Origin of the sequence: Haematospirillum sp. 15-248 (assembly GCF_012102665.1) — a bacterium.
Lineage (GTDB): Bacteria > Pseudomonadota > Alphaproteobacteria > Rhodospirillales > Rhodospirillaceae > Haematospirillum.
Map to the genome: position 1 here is coordinate 243047 of NZ_JAAVTF010000001.1, position 17034 is coordinate 260080.

Annotated in this window: 15 protein-coding genes; 9 read left to right on the forward strand and 6 right to left on the reverse strand. The window is 53.2% G+C overall.

The annotated features are described in order from the left end of the window. Positions 1–5: 5 nt before the first annotated feature. The 4 genes from lexA to HEQ72_RS01065 all read right to left on the reverse strand — a co-directional run bounded on the left by lexA (position 6) and on the right by HEQ72_RS01065 (position 3285). Entirely contained in the window at positions 6–719 is a 714-nt protein-coding gene (lexA, locus tag HEQ72_RS01050; protein WP_168022344.1) for a transcriptional repressor LexA, read from the reverse strand. A gap of 125 nt (positions 720–844) precedes the next feature. Then, positions 845–1639, reverse strand: coding sequence for an indole-3-glycerol phosphate synthase TrpC (trpC, locus tag HEQ72_RS01055; RefSeq protein ID WP_168022345.1), 795 nt, complete (start codon positions 1637–1639; stop codon positions 845–847). Then, positions 1636–2685 carry an anthranilate phosphoribosyltransferase gene (gene trpD / locus HEQ72_RS01060; RefSeq protein ID WP_168022346.1) on the reverse strand — a complete coding sequence of 350 codons (1050 nt, stop codon included), beginning with the start codon at positions 2683–2685 and terminating at the stop codon, positions 1636–1638. Before trpD ends, trpC begins: the two co-directional genes overlap by 4 nt. A 3-nt stretch (positions 2686–2688) precedes the next feature. After that, positions 2689–3285: an anthranilate synthase component II gene (locus HEQ72_RS01065; RefSeq protein ID WP_168018982.1), complete on the reverse strand. Its 597-nt coding sequence runs from the start codon at positions 3283–3285 to the stop codon at positions 2689–2691. 202 nt (positions 3286–3487) lie between these two features. Here HEQ72_RS01065 and HEQ72_RS01070 point away from each other — a divergent pair, with 202 nt between their 5' ends. From HEQ72_RS01070 to HEQ72_RS01080, 3 genes are all read left to right on the forward strand, one after another. Next, a complete protein-coding gene (locus HEQ72_RS01070; protein ID WP_245184045.1) occupies positions 3488–5719 on the forward strand; it encodes a heavy metal translocating P-type ATPase in 2232 nt (743 codons plus the stop codon). Positions 5720–5995: 276 nt separating this feature from the next. After that, positions 5996–7120 (forward strand): divergent polysaccharide deacetylase family protein, encoded by a 1125-nt coding sequence (locus HEQ72_RS01075; RefSeq protein WP_209316153.1) that lies wholly within the window; start codon positions 5996–5998, stop codon positions 7118–7120. Continuing rightward, a complete protein-coding gene (locus tag HEQ72_RS01080; RefSeq protein ID WP_168022349.1) occupies positions 7113–7322 on the forward strand; it encodes a heavy-metal-associated domain-containing protein in 210 nt (69 codons plus the stop codon). Before HEQ72_RS01075 ends, HEQ72_RS01080 begins: the two co-directional genes overlap by 8 nt. Before the next feature lie 9 nt (positions 7323–7331). On the opposite strand, the gene trpE is transcribed toward HEQ72_RS01080, so the two are convergent. Together trpE and HEQ72_RS01090 are read right to left on the reverse strand one after the other, a co-directional pair. Continuing rightward, a complete protein-coding gene (gene trpE / locus HEQ72_RS01085) occupies positions 7332–8864 on the reverse strand; it encodes an anthranilate synthase component I (protein ID WP_168018975.1) in 1533 nt (510 codons plus the stop codon). Between the two features lie 85 nt (positions 8865–8949). Further along, positions 8950–10926: a peptidyl-prolyl cis-trans isomerase gene (locus tag HEQ72_RS01090; protein WP_168022350.1), complete on the reverse strand. Its 1977-nt coding sequence runs from the start codon at positions 10924–10926 to the stop codon at positions 8950–8952. A gap of 147 nt (positions 10927–11073) precedes the next feature. On the opposite strand from HEQ72_RS01090, the gene tpiA reads away from it, so the two are divergent. From tpiA to HEQ72_RS01120, 6 genes are all read left to right on the forward strand, one after another. After that, positions 11074–11835 (forward strand): triose-phosphate isomerase, encoded by a 762-nt coding sequence (gene tpiA / locus HEQ72_RS01095; protein ID WP_168018971.1) that lies wholly within the window; start codon positions 11074–11076, stop codon positions 11833–11835. Between the two features lie 90 nt (positions 11836–11925). Beyond that, positions 11926–12291, forward strand: coding sequence for a preprotein translocase subunit SecG (secG, locus tag HEQ72_RS01100; RefSeq protein WP_322099166.1), 366 nt, complete (start codon positions 11926–11928; stop codon positions 12289–12291). Between the two features lie 178 nt (positions 12292–12469). Further along, on the forward strand, positions 12470–14098 hold the full coding sequence (locus HEQ72_RS01105) for a CTP synthase (protein WP_168018969.1): 1629 nt from the start codon (positions 12470–12472) through the stop codon (positions 14096–14098). A gap of 36 nt (positions 14099–14134) precedes the next feature. Continuing rightward, entirely contained in the window at positions 14135–14995 is an 861-nt protein-coding gene (kdsA, locus tag HEQ72_RS01110) for a 3-deoxy-8-phosphooctulonate synthase (RefSeq protein ID WP_168018968.1), read from the forward strand. A 15-nt stretch (positions 14996–15010) separates the two neighbouring features. Continuing rightward, positions 15011–16288 carry a phosphopyruvate hydratase gene (eno, locus tag HEQ72_RS01115; protein ID WP_168022351.1) on the forward strand — a complete coding sequence of 426 codons (1278 nt, stop codon included), beginning with the start codon at positions 15011–15013 and terminating at the stop codon, positions 16286–16288. Positions 16289–16388: 100 nt separating this feature from the next. Beyond that, entirely contained in the window at positions 16389–16754 is a 366-nt protein-coding gene (locus HEQ72_RS01120) for an FtsB family cell division protein (protein WP_168018961.1), read from the forward strand. Positions 16755–17034: the final 280 nt, after the last annotated feature.

Here is a 17034-nt window from a genome sequence, read left to right on the forward strand (position 1 = left end):
TATCTCTAGTAGCTTCTCAGGAGTCCAACCAGTTGTCCCTGTACCGTAACCCGATCCGGGCCAAATATACGCGTTTCATACGTACGATTGGCGGGCTCGAGCGCGATTGCATTGCCCTTGTGGCGCAGACGTTTGAGGGTTGCTTCTTCGTTATCAACCAACGCAACAACGATAGTGCCGTTTTCGGCTTTCTCGCAGCGCCGTATAATCACGGTATCACCATCAAGAATGCCGGCCTCTATCATGGAATCGCCCTCCACGGTAAGGGCATAGTGATCTCCTCCCGACAGAATGGATGCAGGAACTTCCACCAGGCTTGTTTGGTCACACAGCGCTTCGATCGGCGTTCCGGCAGCAATCTTGCCATAGAGAGGGAGTTGTACGGCCTCGCTGTTACCGGGGATGGGAATCCCTGACAGGGGTTGCCCGAATTTGCTGCGAACATGACTGATTGTCCGCACTGTTTCGTCAGGCCGTCCTTTTGTTCCTGCTTGCCCAGATGATTTTTCGGGCATGCGTATAACTTCAAGCGCCCGGGCGCGGTGGGGCAGGCGCCTTATAAAGCCACGCTCTTCCAATCCCGTAATCAAGCGATGAATGCCAGATTTTGATTGTAGTCCCAAGGCATCCTTCATTTCGTCAAACGACGGTGATACCCCATTCTCGCGTAGCCTGAGATCAATAAAGCAGAGAAGCTGGTGCTGTTTTTTTGTAAGCATGGACCCCACCCTACCCAGCGCTGTAGGCGCCAGCCAAGAGATCAGAAGAACAATAGTATGTTCTACTTTAGTTCTTTCGTCAGGTCAACGCCAACAGGCTGTATGCGAGAAGAGGTTTTACAGCATCATGCGACAGCAAGCCTCAGTGTAGCAGTCTCAACATCCTCTTGGCGCATCAAGCTTTCACCAATAAGAAACCGTCTGGCTCCTGACTGTGCCATTCTGTCGAGATCTGCTTTTTGTTTCAGTCCACTTTCTGAAACAAGGGTGCGATCTTTACCAACCATGGCAGCCAATGCCTCGGTTGTTGCCAGATTGGTTTCCAGGGTTCGCAGATTGCGGTTGTTGACGCCGATCAATCCTGATTGTGTATGACGTAAAGCGCATTCCATCTCAGATTCATCATGGACTTCAATCAGGGCATCCATTCCCAGCGACAGGGCCAGTGACTCCATTTCTGCCAGCAAGGCTTTATCCAGTGCTGCAACAATCAATAAGACACAGTCGGCTCCCATGGAGCGGGATTCAACGATCTGCCATGGATCAAGCATAAAGTCCTTGCGCAGGACGGGCAGGGAGCAAGCGGCGCGGGCCGCAACCAGATAGGCATCCGATCCTTGGAAGAAGGGAACATCTGTCAGAACAGAGAGGCATGATGCCCCACCTTTTTCGTAGGCTTTGGCCAGTGCAGATGGATCAAAGTCGGGGCGTATCAATCCACCGGACGGTGATGCCTTCTTGATTTCACAAATCAGGCCATAGCGTCCCTGCTCCACGTGCTGGTCCAAGGCGTTGGCAAAGCCACGGGCCTGGTCAGCGGCTGTAGCTTTGTCTTCCAAGTCACGCAGGGAAAACTTCTTCTTCCTTTGCTCCAGATCCAAACGGGTTTGTGCGCAGATGCGTTCGAGCACATCACTCATACGTTGACCTCACGCACGCTGACAGAGTGATGCGATCCATAGAGGCGTACCAATGAAGCCAGTATGCTGGATGCCTTGCCGCTGTCGATTGCGCGACAAGCCAGCTCGGCACCTTCACGCAAGGTATTGACCCTTTCGGCTGTCACAAGCGCTGCGGCTGCATTCAAAACCACAATATTACGGAATGGCCCCGGCTCACCCCCCAGTATTTTGCGGATCATTTCCGCATTATGCTCGGCGGTTCCCCCTTTCAACTCAGCTAAAGTTGCCCGCGGCAGGCCTGCATCTTCCGGAACAATCTCAAAGCATCGGACGTTGCCATCTCTGAGTTCGGCGGCATAGGTTGGGCCTGTCGTTGTTACTTCGTCCAAGCCGTCGTGACCGCATACGACTGTTGCCCGCCTGAGTCCCAGCTTTCCCAAACAGTGGGCAACCGGTTCAAGCCACTTGCGATCAAATACACCCATCAGCTGATAATCAGCACTGGCAGGATTGGTCAGCGGCCCAAGGAGATTGAAAATCGTCCTTACCCCAATTTCCCGGCGTGCGGGGGCAACATGCTGCATGGCCGAATGGTGGCGAGGAGCCATCATGAAACCAATTCCAATCGTGTGCATGGCCTTTTCGACAACTGTGAAATCGGCGTCCAGATTCAGGCCAAGTGCGCACAGAACATCCGCAGATCCCGAGCGCGACGATGCAGCGCGATTGCCGTGCTTGGCAACAGGAACCCCTACCGCAGCGACAACAAGGGCCGCAGCGGTGGATATATTATAGGTTCCGCTGCCATCACCACCGGTTCCGACAATGTCGATGGCGCCGGGTGGAGCCTGTATCCGCACAGCATGAGAGCGCATTGTCCTGGCCGCTGCTGTTATTTCATCAACGGTCTCACCTCTCAGGCGCATGGCCATCAGGAAGGCACCGACCTGAGCAGGGGTAGCTCGTCCTGACATGATGACATCAAAAGCCTCGGCGGCCTCTTCTGAAGACAGAACCTCGCCATCAGCCAGGCGCGGCAGAAATTTTCCCAGTCCTCCGCTCATGGTTCAGGCGGCCCTTTCATTGCAAGTATAACCAGCTATATTCAGAAAATTACGGAATATATCATGGCCATGTTCGCTGGCGATGCTTTCCGGATGGAACTGAACGCCATGAATTGGCATGTCGCGGTGCGACAGGCCCATAATCAAACCGTCTTCAGTTTGTGCCGTGATTTCAAGGCAGTCCGGCAGGGAATCGCGAGCGACCAAAAGAGAGTGGTAGCGCGTAGCCCGGAAGGGATTGGGCAGGCCTGAAAAAAGCCCTTGCCCGGTATGGTGGACAGGAGAAATCTTGCCATGCATTGGCTCTGGCGCGCGGACAACACGCCCTCCAAAAACTTGGCCTATGGCCTGATGCCCCAGGCATACCCCCATGACCGGAACCTGTCCGGCAGCCTTTTCAATCAGCTCCAAGCAAATGCCGGCCTTGTCAGGGTCACATGGTCCGGGTGACAGAACAATCCCTCTTGGTTGCCACGCCATGACATCCTTGGCTGTTACAGCATCGTTGCGCACAACTTTTGCTTCCACTCCCAGCTCTGCCAGATAATGCCAGAGGTTCCAGGTAAAGCTGTCGTAGTTATCGATCAAAACCAATGGCATGACTGTCTGTTCCGGGGATTGGGACTGCACGTCTATGGGCATTTTTTTGTTACACCATGCTAACCAGGATACAAGCACACAATGTGGTTGTGCATTTCATTTCTGTTGACCCATATCCCTGCCTGTTATTACGAAGGGATAGCTTCTGACATGCCTACTGCACGTCGCCCGTTCTTGGTACATCGTGCCCGGAGAGATGTCTATGGATTCTCGTCGCACCCAGGTTGCATCGTCTGCCGGTCATATAGGCCTTTCCGTACAGGGGATGACCTGTGTTGCCTGCGCATCACGTCTTGAGAAAGTCTTGTCCAGGCTGGAGGGCGTGGAGCATGCGAGTGTCTTGTTCCCCCTAGAGCGGGCCGATATCTGGATGAGTGCCTCATTCGCCGGTGGGCAGGAGGCGCTGCATCAAGCAGTTCGGGATGCCGGTTTTATTCCAGGAGACCTGCCCGAAACGGCGGCGGGATTTCGGGCCTACGAGCATGAAAAGAAACAGAGACAGCGCCGTGAGATTGTTCTTCTTGTTGGTGTTGGACTGCTTTCTCTTCCCCTTGTCGCTGATATGGTTTTGCACCTGCTGTCTTCTCCATGGCGTGTTCCTGTACTGATACAGGCGGTATTGACGACCGTTGTGCAGATAGCCGGAGGAGCCCGTTTTTATCGTGGTGCCTGGTCTGCCCTGAAGAAGGGGTATGCCACAATGGATTGCCTTGTGGCCCTTGGAACATCTGCTGCGTGGGGTCTGTCCGTCCAAAGGGTCATATGGGGCACCGGGGGACATCACCAGGACTTGTACTTCGAGGGATCTGCGGTGGTTATCACCTTGGTTCTTCTTGGAAAGTGGCTGGAGGGAAGGGCACGTGACGCATCCGGTGCAGCACTGCAGTCCCTGATGAAGCTGCGTCCTGATGAGGTGTGCGTCCATATACCGGACAAGGGGCTGTACATGCTGCCCGCTGCACAGGTAGTCCCGGGAATGGTGGTTTGCGTTCGTCCGGGCGAGAGAATACCGGTTGATGGATGTCTTGAGGAGGGAATGGGCGATGTGGATGAATCCCTTCTGTCCGGTGAGAGTATGCCGGTATCAAAACGTGTTGGTGATGCCGTTGTCGGTGGGTCCCTGAATATCAATGGTGTTCTGAGAATTCGCGCACAGGCCGTTGGTGCAGAATCTGTGCTGAACCGCATCATTCATCTTGTCGAGACCGCCCAAGCTTCAAAGCCACCCGTGCAAGCTTTGGTGGACAGGATTTCAGCGATTTTCGTGCCCTGCATTATGGTTCTTGCCTTGATGACCATTACGGGGTGGTGGGTGATTGCCGGAAATCTCGAGGTGGGGATGATCGCGGCAATTTCGGTGCTGGTGGTTGCCTGTCCTTGTGCACTGGGCCTTGCGACACCAACGGCACTTGTTGTCGGTACATCTGTTGCTGCCCGCCATGGTGTTCTTCTGCGTGATGCGGCGGTGCTTGAGAAGATACGTACGCTCTCTACCGTTGTTATGGACAAGACAGGAACCTTGACGGAAGGCCGACCAGTCGTGGTTGATTGTCTCGCTGATGATCTTGGTGCCATGCTGACTGTTGCCGCCAGCCTTCAGCAGGGGAGCCTTCATCCCCTTGCCCGTGCTTTTGTGGAAAAGGCAGAGGATGAAGGGTGTGAGGTCACGCATGTTACAGACTGGATTGAAATGCCCGGCCTGGGTATACGCGGAAAGATTGGGGGGCGCGGCTGGGTTCTGGGATCATCGGTCTGTATGCAGCAGGAAGGCAAGGAATGTGAGCCATGGCAGGAGTGGGCCGATCTTCGGCGGGACAAGGGGCAGACTTTGGTATGGCTGGCCCCGGATGATGGCCCGGTAGCAGCAGCTTTTGCTTTGGCAGATCGTATTCGTCCTGAATCGCCGGGAGTTGTTCGGTGGCTGAAGTCCCGGGGCCTGGATGTTGTGATGTTGACAGGTGACAGCGTGCGTTCTGCTCGCTCTGTTGCCATGGCTGTCGGAATTTCCAATGTCTATGCCGAGACGCTTCCACAGAAAAAAGCGGACATTATTGTATCTCTCAAAACTGCAGGGCATGGCGTTGGCATGATTGGCGATGGTCTCAATGATGCCCCTGCACTTGCGATGGCTGATGTTGCGATTTCAATGGGATCGGGTGTAGATGTCGCTATGGAATCATCGTCTGTTGTCTTGATGCGCGGGGATATTGCCCTGTTGCCATATGCTTTTGCTATTGCTGAAGCAATTCTGGGTAGAATACGTCAAAATCTTTTTTGGGCTTTTGTATACAATATCTCGGCTGTTCCAATGGCTGTTGCGGGTCTTCTTGATCCGGTGATTGCCGGAGCAGCCATGGCTTTTTCCAGCGTCAGTGTTGTTCTGGGCTCGTTGGTGCTTTTGCGCTGGAGCCCTCCCGATTTATCCCGCAGGTGACACACCGGGATAGAACAGGGGTGGCACCTTGAATCCTTGGCACGTATACTGCCCCCTTTCATAATAGAGTAAAGACAAAACAGGATCAGGACCTTGCCAAAACAGCGCCTTTCGCGTACCGGACCGACGCGCTCCAAGGTTTCGTCTTCCCGCAAAACCGTACGAGGACGAAAGGAAAGGCGAAGTGTCCGGAAAGGGGCAGGTAGCTTGGGAGGGCTTTTATCCTTCTTTCGTTTTTTTGAGAGAATTTCTCAGCGTCCTGCGATATTTGGTGGCATGGTCGCTGTTGTACTGGTTCTGGCTGTCGTCATCGGCTTGGTGATCGGGCATATTTACCGTTCTGGTTCGCCTGTATTTTTAGCTGCTCAGGGCATTGATCCCATTGGAGTCATGGCAGATAACATAACCCGTGGCCGGGATCCGTTGTTTCCAGAACGTGCCGATGTCCCTTTGCAAGGTGTTTCGCCCTTGGCAGAACCAGAGGCGTACTCGGATCAGTGGCGCTCTGCCCCACGCGAAGCGCCTTCAAAGCCATCGCCAAGTACGTCGGCAGAGAGTGCGGTTGCCCCGTTGTTGCCTGTGTCTGACTCTGCCAAGGAGAAGGCAGCGTTACCACAAACACAGAAGCCTGAAGTAAAAATCGCGTCCTTGCCTCCTGCCTCTTCACATCCTAGATCACCACATTCCACTGTTTTTGTTGCTATTGTCATTGATGATATGGGCGTTGACCAGGTTCGAAGTCGGCGTGTTATTGATTTACCGGGACCGTTGACGACATCTTTTCTTACGTTTGCGCGTGACCTGAAGCGTCAGGCGCGTTCTGCTGCCGCTGCTGGACATGAGTTGATGATGCATATGCCGATGGAGCCGAAGGGAAAGGTATCTCCTGGTCCAGATGCGTTGCTTGTTCGCATGGGGAAAGAAGAGATTGCAAGCCGGGTACACAACATGTTGGACCGTATGGAAAACTATGTTGGTATCAATAATCATCAGGGAAGCAAATTTACAGAGGATGAAGCCGGTCTGAAAGTTGTGATGACTGCCCTGAAGCAGCGAAGGCTGTTCTTCCTGGATTCACGCACCAGTGGGCAAAGTGTCGGTGGTCGCGTTGCAGAGGAGGCGGGTGTGCGTACCATTGATCGCGACATTTTTCTCGATCATGAGAACAGGCCGGGTTATGTCGAGAAACAATTGGCACTGACAGAGGCTTTGGCCAAGAGGCGTGGATACGCCATAGCCATTGGTCACCCGCGCGACGCCACCATAGGGGCCCTGCGTCGCTGGTTGCCAACTCTTTCCGGCAAGGGTATCGACTTGGTTCCTGTGTCGATGCTGATTGACATGTGCTACGGAACCCCGGCCGCTGATTTAATCAAACCAAAGAGAGCAGGTAATGGTTAAGCTTACAATAAAGATTTCCGGTATGACGTGCACTGGCTGTGCCCGTACTGTAGAAAAAGCCGTTATGAGCATTCCCGGTGTGAACTCGGCTCGCGTTGATCTGTCGCGCCAAGAAGTAACTTTTGAGGCCCAAGAGGCTCTACAGCTTTCCGCTGTGCAACAAGCTGTAGAGCAAGCAGGATTCGATATTCGGGCAGACTAGGTATTCCAGTCAGATACAGGCTTGCTCTTCTGCTCTGGACAGAGACTCTTCCGCTGTCTGTGCAGAGCGCACGAGCGCCATCGCCTTGTTGATGCACTCTTCATATTCGCTGTCAGGGTTGCTATCAGCGACAATGCCAGCACCAGCCTGTATAATCAATTCACCGTCCTTGATCAGACCGGTCCGTAGTGTAATACAGGTATCAAGCTGCCCGTTTGCCGAGATATAGCAAAAAGCACCCGCATAGAAGCTGCGTTTCTCACTTTCCAGTTCATCAATAATTTCCATGGCCCTGACTTTCGGGGCTCCTGATACTGTTCCGGCGGGGAAACCAGCCATCAGTGCAGCAACGGCATCATGGTTGTCTGCAATCTGTCCTTCGACATTGGAAACGATATGCATAACGTGCGAATAGCGTTCGACAGACATTTTTTGGGTCACGCGAACGGTTCCGGGGCGTGCAACGCGCCCGACATCGTTCCGCCCAAGATCCAGAAGCATCAGATGTTCTGATATTTCCTTTGTATCCGCAAGAAGGTCTTCTTCCAGCAGCTTGTCTTCTTCTGGCGTTGCGCCGCGCTTTCGTGTCCCTGCCAAAGGACGAACCGTTACAGTCTTGTCATGGAGGCGGACGAGTATCTCAGGGCTGGATCCAACCAGCGAGAATTCACCTTGGTCAAAAAAGAACAGAAACGGGGATGGGTTCGTGCGGCGCAGGGCTCTGTAAAAAGAGAGAGGTGATGCCTTGAGCGGGATGCGGAAGCGTTGCGACAGAACAACCTGAAAGACGTCGCCACTTGCAATATACTCCTTTGCCCGTTCCACCATGCCCCTGAATTGTTCGCGCGTTGTGTTCGAGCTTGGAGCAAGGGATCTGTTATTGGCCGGCAAATCTTCTTTCCAAGCTGCGGTGGTTTCCGTGGCGGGCTTTTGCAAACGTGCAATGGCTTCATTGATACGGCCCAAGGCTGCTTCAAACGCATGTTCCGCAGACATCGCACGATCTGGCCTGACAGGCGTTATGATTGTCAGGATATCACGCGCGTTGTCCAGAACAGCCATGATCGTTGGCCTGATAAAAAGGCTATCCGGTATGCCAATGGTATCGGGGTTCGGATTGGAAAGCTTTTCAGCCAGCCGGACCATGTCATACCCCATATAGCCCGCCAAACCGGCTGACATTGGGGGTAGGTGGTCCGGAAGATCAATGTGGCTTTCTTCGATAAGGCGCCGCAGTGATTCCATTGACTTCCCGTCATGCGTAAAGCAGTTGGGGTCAAGGCTGGCTGCGCGGTTAATTTCGGCACTGCCAGACAGACTGCGCCACACAAGATCAGGATTGAGGCCCATAAAGGTATAACGCCCCCTGATAGCTCCACCTTCGACGGATTCCATGATAAAGGCGAGGGGATCTGACTGCTTCAGCTTGATAAAGACGGACAGGGGGCTGTCCATATCTGCGGATATGCTGCGCCAGAGAACCTGTGCTTTTCCAGCCTTCCAAGAGGACTCAAACGTCTGGAATGACACATTGGTTTGCATGGCGCGCAAGACTCCTTATAAGGGAACAGTGCGGGGCCTTGGTGTAAGCCCCGCACACGTCTGCGGTTAAAGCATGCCGTATGATTTATGGCAACAGGTTGTTTATAACGTCTTGATTGACATGCATGCCATAACGGTCAAGCAGAGTATCTGTAATGATTCTGGTTACATCGTTGACCAGTGCAGAGTGTACATTATTCCGCATGGTCGTTACCTCGTGGCTGTCTTTGCTTGGATCTGCCGGTTTGATCATGTCCATACGCAAGACGTAGACATTCTGATCATCCTTGACCACAGAAGTTTTTCCAGTAGGCAGGGTAAAGAGGGCCTGCACAATCTGTGGGGGCATGGGGGTGTCTGTCTTGTTGACTTGCCGTCCGTCCCGGCCAATTCCCGATATCTTGCTGACCGTTATGCCGCGTGCCTTGTTAATGATGTCGTTCGGCACCTTCCCGGATGTCAGTTCGGCTGCAAGTTGTTCGGCCATAGCAGCAGCAGCAGTCTTTTGTGCATTTTTCTTCCACAAGGCCTCAACTTTTTCCCGTACATCTTGAAATGGCTGGATTGTCTGCGCATGAACGGCATTGACCTTCACAACGAAAGCGCCGCCATCCACGTGAATAAGGCGGCTTTCTTCGCCCTGTGCCAACGCAAAGGCTTCTTTCAGAACATCTTCTTCCAGATCGGCTGGCAAGAGGCTCGATCCATCCGCCGCAATTGAATCAGCAGCTACAAGCTTGATGCCGAACGTATCTGCAATCTCCCTGTGGTCTTTTCCAGAGGCAAGGCTATCTTCAATGCGCTGTGCGATATCATAGAATGCCTCGGCAGCTTTTTCACGCTTCAGCTGGGCCTTGATCTCTTCTGACACAGTTTCCAGTCGTTTTGTCTGTGCCGGAACAAGAGGTCCAGCAGAAAAGACATGCCACCCCACAGCTGACTGAACAGGCTGTGACACGCCATTTCCGGGCAAGGACCAGACGACGGCTGCAATATCTTCAGGTAGGCTATTTTTGGTAATGAGCCCCATATCCAAAGGCTTCCCTGAGCCTGTTTTGATCGCGGCATCAGCAAGGCTTGAGCCGGCCTTTACCTGCCCCAAGATATGGTTGGCGGTATCTTCGGTTTCAACAATGACCTGCGTAACCGGCCTGCTTTCTGGGGTCGTGAAGAGATCCTGGTTTGTACTGTAATAGTTGGCAACATCCTCATCGCTAATCGTTATTCTGCTTTCAAGCATGGTTGGATTCATGACGAGAACAGAAAGATCCCGTGTCTCTGGCACTGCAAACACACTTTTATTCTCTTCGTAGAAGGCATGCAGAGTGCCGTCATCCGGCCGAGCTGCCACGTCCTGTGCGGCTGTACTGATTTGCAGGACATGAGCGTCGCGGCGTTCCTCGCGAATGCGGTATAATACTTCTGCCATTTTGAGCGGTGTCACAATGCCGCTGGTCAAGGCATCCTCAAGGCGGGCGCGAACCAAGTCCTTGCGGGCTATGTCAAGCCAGCCTTGTTCTGTCAGGTTATTGGCGGCAAGAACTTGGTTAAATCGTGTACGGTCAAATGTGCCCTCGGCATTCTGGAAAGCTGGCTGTTGTATGGTGACTTCTCTAAGGGCGGTATCAGAAACGACGATGCCAAGATCACGTGCCAGCATTTCCTGAGCGGCAGAGGCTGAAAGCGATGAGACAGTGCTTTCTATCAAGCCAATCTGCCGGGCTGAATCAGCATCAAAACCGGGACCAAAGATCTGACGGAGCCTGTCCATCTGGCGTGCCAGTTGGTCCTTGAGCATAAGGCCGCTGATATCTATAGCGCCTACCGTGATGGCAGGCTTGTTGTTGGCTCTGGAATTGACAACATCCCCGATCCCCCAGATGCCAAAGCTGAGTATCAGAACAGCAAAAAGAATTTTCGCCACCAGAGAGCCGGTGGATTTACGCAGCGCATCAAGCATGTTTGTTCCTGGTTCAGTCCAGAGTGACATCGGGAAGCATATGATAAGCATACCATGGCGTACGGGCAACCGGCATCCTGGATCGAGCGTGATGTTCAGCATGGAAATTTTCTTTGCAAATCCATTTTCTGGCGCGTTCGTTCATTGGAAAGGTGCTCTCAACGTGTTAGATAGGGGGGGCTTTTGTTCGCTCCATTGTTGTGCGAAATCAAGTAGACAGACATGAACAAGAAGGTAAGGAGCTGACCCATGGGGCAGAAGCGCCTTTTGGTTGCCGGAAACTGGAAAATGAATGGCCTGCGTGCCGACGCCGAGCTTATGGTGGAAGGCCTTGCATCCTGCTGCCATGCCATGGGGAATGTTGCTGTTGATATTGCGCTCTTTCCCCCGGCAACCCTGCTGGACTACATGGTACGTGCCCTTGATGATACGCCTGTTGCCATAGGAGGACAGGACTGCCACCGTGCCGAGAAGGGTGCCTTTACCGGTGATCTGTCGGCTTGGATGTTGCGCGATGTTGGTGCTTCTCATGTTCTGCTGGGTCACTCCGAGCGGCGTACGGGACATGCAGAGAGCAGTGCGCAGGTCAAGGACAAGGCTCAGGCAGCCCAAGCTGCTGGCTTGGTTGCGATTATATGCGTTGGCGAGAACAGCTCGGAAAGAGACAGGGGGGAAACTCTTGCTGTTGTCGGGCGACAGGTGCAGGAATCACTCCCAGCAGGTGCGACGTATGCCAACACGATCATAGCGTATGAGCCCGTGTGGGCCATCGGATCCGGTCAAGTGCCGACGATGGAAGAGATTGCGAATGTGCATGGAGAGATACGGCGTCTTCTTGCAAAGATAATCGGGGATGATGCTGGTGCCACACGCATTCTCTATGGTGGTTCTGTGAAGCCTTCCAATGCGGCAGAGATCCTTGGCCTGGGGGATGTTGATGGTGCCCTTGTCGGTGGAGCCAGTCTTATCCTGGATGATTTCTGGGCCATTGTGACTGCCGCTGTCAGATAAATGGTAATTTGTTCTGGCATCCTGACATCAAGGGCATTAAAAATGCCCGTTTGATGATTCAGGCCGTGCGTTGAAGTCCCTGATGTCCATGTGAGTTTGGATTCGGGTGTCGCAGACCAGCCCTTTGACAGGTTGCACTATCTCATGATTACGGTTGTCCTTGTTATTCATCTTCTGATTGCCATGGCTCTTGTGGGCGTCATTTTGCTTCAGCGTTCCGAGGGAGGTGCTCTTGGCATCGGTGGGAATGCGGGCTTTGTCTCGGGGCGTGCAGCGGGCAACATTCTGACCCGCGCTACAGCCCTTCTGGCTGTTGCATTCTTTTCGACCAGCATGATCTTGGCTGTTCTGGCGGGTGGGAACCGGGCTGGTTCCATTCTGGATGTTCCGGAGCAACCTGCTTCTGCACCGTCTGGCCAGCGTTCGGGTGAGCCTTCGGTTCCCCTTTCTGAGTAAAGTCAGGGGTGGCAGACACCCTGCTTGTGCAGGGATTGTCGGGCATTATTCCCTTGGCCTTGTTCTGGTCTGTGGCAGTTCTGCGTGTTGGCTGTATGCAATATCCAGGCTTTGTTCCGGTGCTTGTCAATCTGGGCTTCTGCGTCGTTTTTATTTTGAAGGCAAGAGTTAGCGGACCATGACCCGTTTTATTTTTATTACAGGCGGTGTAGTTTCCTCCCTTGGCAAGGGGCTTGCCTCTGCCGCGCTGGGGGCCAGTCTGCAGGCAAGGGGATACAAGGTACGGCTTCGCAAGCTTGACCCCTATCTTAACGTTGATCCCGGCACCATGAGTCCGACCCAGCACGGTGAGGTTTACGTCACCGATGATGGTGCGGAAACTGATCTTGATCTCGGTCATTACGAGCGTTTTACAGGCGTCGCATCGCGTCGTTCCGATAACGTAACCGCGGGTCGTATTTATCGTACCGTTCTGGAGAAAGAGCGTCGGGGCGATTATCTGGGGGGAACCGTTCAGGTTATTCCCCATGTTACGGACCAGATTAAAACCTTTATTCTGTCTGATCTGACCGATGAGGACTTCTGCTTGTGTGAAATTGGGGGTACGGTTGGTGACATAGAAAGCCTGCCGTTCCTTGAAGCTATTCGCCAGCTGGGTAACGAGCTTGGTCGCGAACGGGCGATGGTGATCCATGTTACTCTTCTGCCCTATATTCCGACGGCTGGTGAGCTGAAGACCAAGCCAACGCAGCATTCCGTCAAGGAGCTTTTATCGGTCGGGATCCAGCCTGATATTCTGATGTGCCGTTCCGATAGGCCTATACCGGAAAGTGAACGTCGGAAGATTGCGCTGTTTTGCAATGTCAACGAGAAGAACGTAATTGCGGCCCTTGATGCTCCCACGATTTATCAGGTGCCAATAGACTATCACGCACAGGGTCTTGATACGCAGGTTTGCCGTCATTTTGGCCTGCCCTCTGATGTTTCCCCGGATCTGGGGCGTTGGCACACCATCGTCGGACGGGTTACAAAGCCCGAAGGGGTTGTGACGATTGGTATTGTTGGCAAATACACAAGCCTTCTTGATAGCTACAAGTCTCTTTCCGAGGCTTTGGTTCATGGCGGTATCGCCAATAATGTCAAGGTTCAGCTTGAGTGGTTTGATTCCGAGATTTTCGAACGAGAGGATGCTGCGCGTTTTCTTGAGTCCGTTGATGGCATTATGGTGCCCGGTGGCTTTGGAGAACGCGGAGCTGAGGGCAAGATCCGTGCCGCCCGCTTTGCGAGAGAGCATAAGATTCCTTATTTCGGCATTTGTTTCGGTATGCAGATGGCCGTTATTGAATGCGCACGCCATCTGGCCAATCTGCCTGATGCGTCGTCCTCGGAGTTCGGTCCGACCAGTGAGCCTTTGGTTGGGTTGATGACAGAATGGCTGCGCGGCACAGAGCTTGTCAAAAGATCCTCTACCAATGACATGGGCGGAACCATGCGCTTGGGGAGCTATGAGTGTCTATTGGCAGAGGGTAGCAAGGTACGGTCTATATATGGGCATGAGCGTATTTCTGAGCGCCATCGGCACCGTTACGAGGTGAATGTTCACTACCGTGAGCAGCTTGAAGCGGCTGGCCTGCGTTTCTCCGGGCTTTCTCCGGATGGCTTGTTGCCGGAAATTGTTGAGTATTCAGATCATCCGTGGTTCATTGGCGTACAGTTTCACCCGGAGTTGAAATCCAAGCCATTTGATCCGCATCCACTGTTCACATCCTTTATTCAGGCTGCGGTTACAAAGTCCCGTTTGGTTTGATGGATTGTGTGGCTTAACCCTGTCAGGACGGTTTTGATGTCAAACCCAGTTACTCCGCCGCGCCATGTTTCTATCGGCAGTCTTGTTCTTGGCAATGATCTGCCGATGGCTCTCGTCGCAGGACCGTGTCAGATGGAGAGCCGTGCTCATGCACTGGATACAGCCGGTCGTCTCGTCGAGATCTGTGCCGAGGCTGGTATCCCGCTGATTTACAAGACGTCTTTTGATAAAGCCAACAGGACATCTTCCAGTGGGAAGAGGGGAGCAGGTCTGGAGGCAGCTCTTCCTGTTTTTGACGACGTTCGCAGGCTCTTCTCGATCCCGGTTCTCACAGACGTGCATGAGCCGTGGCAGTGTGCGGAGGTGGCCTCAGTCGTTGATGTATTGCAGATTCCGGCTTTCTTGTGCCGACAGACAGACCTGTTGGTAGCGGCGGCCGGTACGGGGCGTGTGGTTAATGTTAAGAAGGGACAGTTTCTGGCGCCCTGGGATATGAAAAATGTTGTCTCCAAACTGGATGAGGCCGGGAATTCCTCTGTGCTTTTGACGGAGCGTGGCGCGTCCTTTGGTTACAACACGTTGGTTGTAGACATGCGGGGCTTGCCCATTATGGCGCGTGATACGGGGTGCCCGGTTATTATTGATGCAACGCATGCCGTGCAGCAGCCAGGCGGACGTGGTTCTTCTTCTGGTGGACAGCGTGAGTTTGCTCCTGTTATTGCCCGTGCTGCCCTGTCTTTGGGGCTGGCCGGTGTGTTTATAGAGACGCATGAAGATCCGGACAGGGCACCTTCTGACGGCCCGAATATGATTCCCCTTCACCAGATGCCGGCTCTTTTGCGCGAACTTTCCGCATTTGATCGCTTGGCCAAACAGCATCCGGTACACCTTGCCTGAGGAGTTTGTTCTGCCATGACCGTTATTGTCGACGTGCACGCACGTGAGATCCTTGATTCACGTGGGAATCCGACCGTTGAGGTTGATGTTATCTTGGAAAGTGGTGCTTTTGGCCGTGCTGCGGTTCCTTCTGGGGCGTCAACAGGTGCCCACGAGGCTGTTGAACTGCGTGACGGAGACAAGGCCCGTTATTTGGGCAAGGGTGTTCTGAAAGCTGTTGACGCGGTCAATGAGGAAATTTTTCCAGTTTTGGCCGGTATGGATGCTGAAGAGCAGATTGACATTGACCAAGCCATGGTTGACCTCGATGGCACGCCAAACAAGGCTCGTCTGGGGGCCAATGCGGTTCTTGGTGTTTCCTTGGCTGTTGCCAAGGCTGCGGCTGATGAGGTCAGTCTGCCTTTTTATCGGTATGTTGGTGGCGTTTTCGCCCGGACCCTTCCGGTTCCGATGATGAATATCATTAATGGTGGTCAACATGCTGATAATCCAATTGATATTCAGGAATTCATGATTATGCCGGTTTCCGCCGACAGTATGGCGGATGCAGTACGTATGGGTGCAGAAGTTTTTCATGCGCTGAAAAAGCAGTTGAGCGACGCAGGTCACAACACCAATGTAGGTGACGAGGGTGGCTTTGCCCCCGGTCTGAAATCAGCGGATGAAGCGCTTGGTTTCATCGTGAAGGCTGTCGAGAAGGCCGGTTACAGACCGGGGGACGACATCGTTCTGGCGCTTGATGCAGCCTCGACAGAGTTTTTCCGTGATGGGCGTTATCATATGGAAGGTGAAGGCAAGGTGCTCGATGCGGGTCAGATGGTCCGCTATTATGAGGATCTTTGTGGTCGCTACCCGATCTTTTCCATTGAGGATGGATTGGCTGAGGATGACTGGGGGGGCTGGAAACTTCTTACGGATGCGCTGGGTAAGAAAGTTCAACTTGTTGGTGATGATCTTTTTGTGACCAACGCTGAGCGCCTTTCCCGTGGTTTGAGCGAAGGTGTTGCCAACTCTATTCTGGTTAAGGTCAACCAGATCGGCACGCTATCTGAAACTTTACAGGCCGTAGAGGTTGCGCATAGGGCAGGGTATACTTCTATTCTTTCCCACCGCTCTGGTGAAACAGAAGATAGCACCATTGCTGATATTGCTGTGGCGACCAATTGCGGGCAGATCAAGACGGGTTCGTTGAGCCGGTCGGATCGTATTGCCAAGTACAATCAGCTTATTCGGATTGAGGAGCTGTTGGGCGCTTCTGCTGCTTATGCCGGGCGCAGCATTCTGCGGGGTTAGTCTTTAGTGCATAGCAGGCGGTGCAGAGATGTTACTGCCTGCTGCGCTGTATGGCGTGGCACTATTGACCCACATGAGATTGCCGTGTTTGTTGTAAGACATGTCCATAGTTGAAGAAATACGTCGAAGGCTGAACAAGGCCATTGCTCCACTGTTGGGTATGGCTGCTGTCTTCTATTTCGCATTTCATGCCATCCAAGGTGACCGTGGCCTGTTCTCGTGGTGGCAAATTCGTCAAGAAATAGTGCGAGCAGAATCCGCCCTTCAGGCATTGCAGGCAAAGCGGGCCGATCTTGAAAATCGGGTCTCCTTACTCCGGCCAGAAGGGATAGATCCGGATCTTCTAGAGGAGCGGGCGCGTGTTATGTTCAATATGGGTCGTCCGGGTGAGCAGGTTATTCTCCTTCCGAAATTTTCTACCGAAGATAAGTCCTTGTTGCCTTCCGAGCCGCACCTTTTACAGTGAGAGTGCTGCTCTTCTTCTGCCTTACCTGCGTTCCTGGAAGCATATTTTTGCTGTCAGAGTCGATTTTTAACGCAATAACAGTGGCTGGCAGCTTGGTTTCTGCTTATATCCCATCTACACTTGGTGCTCAGGGCTGTTTTTCACGGCTCTTGCCTTGATTTTGAAGTCACAAAAGCGACTTGGTGCCTCTGAGAGGGCCGGTTGCTGGAAAGAAGAGGTTCATTGTGGAGACGGGCTCATTGCAAACTTTCCCTGTCCTGCCCTTGCGGGATATTGTCGT